This is a genomic window from Waterburya sp. (genome assembly GCF_058530065.1).
Genome location: NZ_JBZNBU010000226.1, coordinates 1 through 5,863, shown reverse-complemented (window position 1 = coordinate 5,863; position 5,863 = coordinate 1). Strand labels below are relative to the sequence as shown.

The following is a 5,863-nucleotide window of genomic DNA, read 5'->3' as shown; positions in this document are numbered from 1 at the left end:
TCTTCTCGTGATTGTTCTTTGGTAGGAGTTTCTAAGTTAGGTGATGACATAAAGTAGATTGATAACAGAGCGATCGCTCGTTCTGAAAAATATTGCTGACTTTGTTTCAATAATTATATCTTTCTTCTCTACAACACCTATAGCGATCGCCTGATAAAAAATCTAAGACGTTTTGCTGTTGTAGTAATTGATGAAAATAAACCTGCAAGCCAAAATTTTCTAGAACGCTACGAATTGCCGAGGCTCGTTGAAAATTACCTGGCGCACCATCACAAGCGATCGCAACTTTCGCCAAAGGTCTTTTCATTGTAGTTAGCTATCAAAAAAACTATTTTAAGAATAACTACCTTGGTTATTGATGTAAAGTTATCAAGAAATGGTATCTTGCATAAGACTAGTTCTACACAAGACTGGCAAAAAAAATTTGTCTGGCAATTAATTTTATTAGTTTCACGCAGAGGTAATTAATGACAAAATACGATGTATACGCTTTGGGTAATGCTTTGTTGGATATTGAGTTTGAAGTTTCCCCAGAGACGCTAAAAAAACTGGGTATTGAAAAAGGCGTAATGACTCTGTTAGATCGAGATGCACAAGACAAAATTATCGGTAATTTGGGCGAATACGACCAAAAACGTACCTGTGGTGGTTCTGCTGCCAATACTATGATTGCTGTTAGTCAATTTGGCGGTAAAGCTTTTTATTCCTGTAAGGTAGCCGATGACGAACCAGGAAAATTTTACACTCAAGATTTATTAGACTGTGGCGTAGCCACCAACCTCGATACTCAAGTAGCTACATCGGGAGTTACGGGCAAATGTTTGGTATTTGTTACTCCCGATGCAGATCGCACGATGAATACTTTTTTGGGTATTTCAGGAGATTTTAGCGATGCAGAATTAGTCCCCGAAGCAATTGCCGATGCTGAATATACTTATATTGAAGGATATTTAGTTAGTGGCGAAAATAGTAAACAAGCAGCAATCAAAGCTAGAGAAATTGCCCGTCAAGCAGGTAGAAAAGTTGCCTTTACTTTAGCCGATCTGAATATGGTCAAGTTCTTCAAATCTGGACTGTTAGAGATTATTGGCGATGGGGTTGATTTTCTGTTTGCTAATGAATCAGAGGCGTTATTAATGGCAGAGACAGAAGATTTTGACACAGCAACTGAATATCTCAAAACTCTAGCCCAAGGCTTCGCTATTACTCGTGGTGCAGCAGGTTCGGTTATTTTTGATGGGGAAAAATTAATCGCCATTGAACCTTTTCCCGTTAAAGCGATCGATACGGTGGGCGCGGGAGATATGTATGCAGGGGCGTTTTTATACGGTATTACTAATGGCATGAGTTACGAAGAGGCTGGACGTTTGGCTTCTAAAGCTTCCTCGAAGATTGTTACTAGTTTGGGTGCGCGTCTGAAAACTGAAGAGGTGCGATCGCTTTTAAGTGAGGTGCAAGCAGCGTAATTTAAAAACCGATCGCGGACATTTGACAGTTACTTATACCAATTCTCTATAACAATGCACTAAATAAAAAATTTTTCTTTTGCGTCTTTGCGTCTTTGCGAGAAACAAAATCTAATAATATTAAGTGCAGCTTCAAAGAGAAATGGTATTAATTAAGGCGATCGCTTTAATTGTAGCTTTCGAGCGAAAAAATAGCGCGATCGCAGTATTCGAGATCGCGCTAAATTGATTAAATTTATTACCTATTTTATTTATTACTGATTATTTATTACTCATAATTTAATTGGTTGCTACGGTTTCGGCATCAACATCAACAGTATTTCCATCAGAAGTTTCAGTGTTAACTGTATTTGTAGCGTTACTATTTTCCTGACGGCTTTGAATTTTAGTAATTGCCATTTGAGATAGTTCGGTAAACAATAAACCCGCTAGCATTACGTCATCGATTTGCCCTAATATAGGTAAGAAATCTGGCGCAATATCAATGGGGCTGATTAAATAAACTATTGTACCCAACATTACCCACCAACGATATTTGGGGTGACGAATAGCGTTGCGATACCAATCGTACAAGGAAGAAAGAGAAAAATTCATCGCTTTGTATGTGTCCTCGATTAACTGATTATATTATGGCAAGAGGGTAGCTAAAGTTTTAGTGTGGAAAACCTCCTATGATAGATACGGTTAGGTCTTTTAATTAAATTATCAAAATTTTATCTTATAAATAAAGTTCAAAGCTAGAATACAACCACAGAATTCAAATGAGCTATGGACAAACAATGGTTTACTTTCCATTGAATAACTATAGATAATGAAGGGAAAAACTATTCTGTAGATTGGATTTTAGATATATTAAATATTTTATTACTTTGTACTAACTTTTCAAATTCTCTAACTGGTAAGGGATATGCAAAAAGATATCCCTGGGCAGTATCGCATTTATTCTTTACTAGGCAATCTAGTTCCGTATGAGTTTCAATTCCTTCGGCTACTACTTGTAATTCTAAATTATGTGCCATCTCAATAATAGATTTAGTAATAACTGCATTTTTAGAATTACAATCTATGTTATGAATAAAACAACGGTCTATTTTTATGACGTTAAAAGGAAACTGATGTAGATAGCTTAGGGAAGAATAGCCAGTCCCAAAATCATCTAGAGCAATTTGAATTCCTAAATTCTTGATAGTGTTAAGTTTTTGAATGTTACTTTGAATATTATCTAATAAGACTTGCTCGGTAAGCTCTAATTCCAGAAATTGAGGATTAATATTCGAGCCAAATAATAATTGAGTTAAATTATGAAATAAATCGGATTTTTGAAATTGATTTCCAGATAAGTTAACAGCAACTTTTAAGAAATCTAGTTTATTTTGATGCCAAATTTCGATCTGATTGCAAGCTTGGCGTAAAACCCATTCATCTATTTGATCGATCAAACCAGAAGCTTCTGCTAAAGGAAGAATTTTTTGGGGTAATACTATTCCTAATTTAGGATGATGCCACCTTAGTAACGCTTCTGCACCAGATAATTTACCTGTTTTGAGATCGATCTTCGGTTGATAGTAAAGCTTTAACTCATTTCGTTCGATCGCTTGATGTAGATCTGCTTCTAAAGATAAATTGCTGGCAGCATTAGAATTCATAATCCTGAATGCTGAGGTATAAAATTGACATTTATTACCATTTTGCTTTTCTAGGTAAAGCATTGCTTGTTTGGCTTGCTCTATTAGTCTTTCGATCGCTAAATTATCAAAAGGATAAAAAGAGATTCCAATACTAGCGGTGACAAAAATTGGCTTATCGTTAATGATAAAAGGCTGACGTAATTCATTTAAAACTGATTCAAAGAATTCAGAAGCTATTTGTCTATGCTCCAAACCTGTTAGCAGAATAGCAAAATCATAAGAAGCTATTTTCAGAGTAACTCCTTGATATTTAAAAGCTTTAACACTATTATCTAATCTTTCTGCAATTAATTTAATTAATAAATTATTATTTTCATTATCTAAAGAGGTAACAATTCTTTCAAATTTATATAATCTAATATAAGCAACAGCTATAAGTTTTTTATTCAATCTAAGTCTATCTTCGGCTAGATCGGATTTTGCTATCCCTTGAGAATCAGGTGTTTTTTCAATTTCTGTAAGTAAATAACTAAATAATTCTCCTAGCATTAATTGATTTGGTAACTTAGTAATTCCATCCTCATAGGCATTATTTTTTTCAACTGAATATTCTCCCAATAGCTCGGTAATTTCTGTGAGAGATGTTTGCATATAAGTTTGTTCTTGATGTTTCGTCAAAGCTATTTTCATGGTCGCATGAAGTTCTTTATCTTGAAATGGTTTAATTAGATAACCATAACAACCAGTTACAGATGCCCTCTCTATAGTCTTATCATCTGCATAAGCGGTTAAGAAAATAATCGGAATATCCCGTTCGTTAATAATAGATTGTGCGGTTTGAATTCCATCAAGATCGCCCTTGATTGCAATATCCATTAAGATTAGGTCAGGACTGTGTTTTTTTACTTTTTGAATAGCATCGCGACCATTAGAAACAATTCCCACAACTTGGTATTGTAGTTTTTTAAGTTTGATAGCCAGATTTTCAGCAATTAATAGTTCGTCTTCTACAATTAATACTTTTGTGTATTGCATATATAATGATAATTATAGATATAATACTTTCTATTTTAAAATGTAAATTGATAATCAAACATAGTAATAAACACGCATTTTAAGCTGATGATTATCCAGGTATTATGTATAGTGAAATGAATTAAACTTAATCAAATATTCAATTAACTATTCTATCTTGCTATATCTTACTAATATTTATAATTTTGTATATAGTTAGAAATACTGTAATATAAACAGTGCCGAACAAGTATTAAAACTAAATCAATAGGGTTGGTGGAATTCTTTGATAGAGCAAAGCCTTCAAGACTAATATAAAATACCCAATTGTACGAGTAAGTAAAGTTCACACCGAGAATGCTTGCTGATATATTGGCAATCGTAGTTAGTTTAATTGTCAGCTAAATAAAATATGAGCGATTCATTAGAACGAGAAGCAGTTATAGCTGCCAACCAAGCCTTTTATGATGCTTTCTCTAGTCAAGATATGAGTAGTATGAATCGTCTCTGGTGGCAAGGTGCGACTAGTTTGTGCGTTCATCCTGGCAGCCAAATACTTGTAGGATGGGAAGAAGTTCGTGCTTCTTGGGAAGGAATTTTTCGGAATACCGATTCTTTGGAAATAGATATGGAAGTCGTGAAAGTAGAGATAGATCGCAGCCTGGCTTATGTGGTCGTTCGAGAAATAGTATTACAGTCCAATGGAGGTAGAAAAATTAAAGCACTTTCTACTGCAACTAATATTTTTCAAAAGATGGCTCAAAAATGGTATTTAATTCACCATCATGGCAGCCCGATTATACGTTAAGAGATTCCTTTGTCTGGCTGTGGAACGATTCTAAAGTGAATCTGATTTAGTTAGAATACCTTTTTAGTCTATTCTGAACTTATACTAATAGATTGTTTCTATCTAAAATTTATAATCTAAAAATATATATAAATGCTAGAAAATATAGTCAATTATTTTACCAATGCAGGGGTAGAAGTATACTTTATCCTGTTAATCTTAATTCTTTTAGAGGCGGTATTATCTGCGGATAATGCGATCGCTTTAGCTGCTATTGCCAAAAGTGTAGAAGATCCTAAATCTCAACAAAAGGCTCTCAATATTGGACTAGTAGGAGCATATATCCTCCGAGTTATTCTAATTGTTGGTGCTACCTATGTTATTGAATATTGGCAATTCGAGCTATTGGGAGCATTGTATTTATTGTGGTTGGTATTTAACTATTTTTTTACTGAAGAAGAAGAAGAAGAAAAAGCAAATAAACACAGTTTGGGGTTTAAATCTCTTTGGCAAGTAATCCCGACTATTGCCATTACGGATTTAGCCTTTTCTTTAGACAGCGTTACCTCCGCCGTTGCTATTACCGAAGATACCTGGTTGATTATTGCTGGGGGTACGATTGGCATTATTATCTTGCGCTTTTTAGCTGGTTTATTCATTCGTTGGCTGCAAGAATATACCTATTTAGAAGATGCGGGTTTTATTACCGTCGGCTTTGTTGGGCTTCGCCTTTTACTGAAAGTTTGGCTGCCAGATACCTATATTCCCGAATGGATCACTATCGCTGTAGTAGCAATTTTCTTTACCTGGGGTTTTTCCAAAAAAGAAGAGATGAAATCCGATCGTTAACCTTACACTTTTTTCAATAGCTAACAGGGATCTTTTAATAATTTAACCTTTAACTCCACTACCAACATCGGTGGGAACGATATATCGCTGAAGAAAGAGAAATAATAATAAGACAGGGG

The 5,863-nt window shown here is 34.6% G+C and carries 6 protein-coding genes; 3 read left to right on the top strand and 3 right to left on the bottom strand.

Annotated features, from left to right (window positions below):
* Positions 1-106 precede the first annotated feature (106 nt).
* Positions 107-307 carry a hypothetical protein gene (locus AC33VI_RS13905; protein ID WP_491782867.1) on the bottom strand — a complete coding sequence of 67 codons (201 nt, stop codon included), beginning with the start codon at positions 305-307 and terminating at the stop codon, positions 107-109.
* Between the two features lie 160 nt (positions 308-467).
* Between AC33VI_RS13905 and AC33VI_RS13900 the strand changes: the two genes are divergently transcribed.
* Positions 468-1,466 carry an adenosine kinase gene (locus AC33VI_RS13900; RefSeq protein ID WP_491782866.1) on the top strand — a complete coding sequence of 333 codons (999 nt, stop codon included), beginning with the start codon at positions 468-470 and terminating at the stop codon, positions 1,464-1,466.
* Positions 1,467-1,745: 279 nt separating this feature from the next.
* Here AC33VI_RS13900 and AC33VI_RS13895 read toward each other — a convergent pair whose 3' ends face one another.
* Together AC33VI_RS13895 and AC33VI_RS13890 are read right to left on the bottom strand one after the other, a co-directional pair.
* Entirely contained in the window at positions 1,746-2,060 is a 315-nt protein-coding gene (locus AC33VI_RS13895) for a YkvA family protein (RefSeq protein WP_491782865.1), read from the bottom strand.
* Between the two features lie 230 nt (positions 2,061-2,290).
* Positions 2,291-4,129 (bottom strand): two-component system response regulator, encoded by a 1,839-nt coding sequence (locus AC33VI_RS13890; RefSeq protein WP_491782864.1) that lies wholly within the window; start codon positions 4,127-4,129, stop codon positions 2,291-2,293.
* Positions 4,130-4,520: 391 nt separating this feature from the next.
* On the opposite strand from AC33VI_RS13890, the gene AC33VI_RS13885 reads away from it, so the two are divergent.
* Both AC33VI_RS13885 and AC33VI_RS13880 read left to right on the top strand, forming a co-directional pair.
* On the top strand, positions 4,521-4,916 hold the full coding sequence (locus AC33VI_RS13885; RefSeq protein WP_491782863.1) for a YybH family protein: 396 nt from the start codon (positions 4,521-4,523) through the stop codon (positions 4,914-4,916).
* A 132-nt stretch (positions 4,917-5,048) separates the two neighbouring features.
* Entirely contained in the window at positions 5,049-5,744 is a 696-nt protein-coding gene (locus AC33VI_RS13880) for a TerC family protein (RefSeq protein WP_491782862.1), read from the top strand.
* The last annotated feature ends 119 nt before the right edge of the window (positions 5,745-5,863 follow it).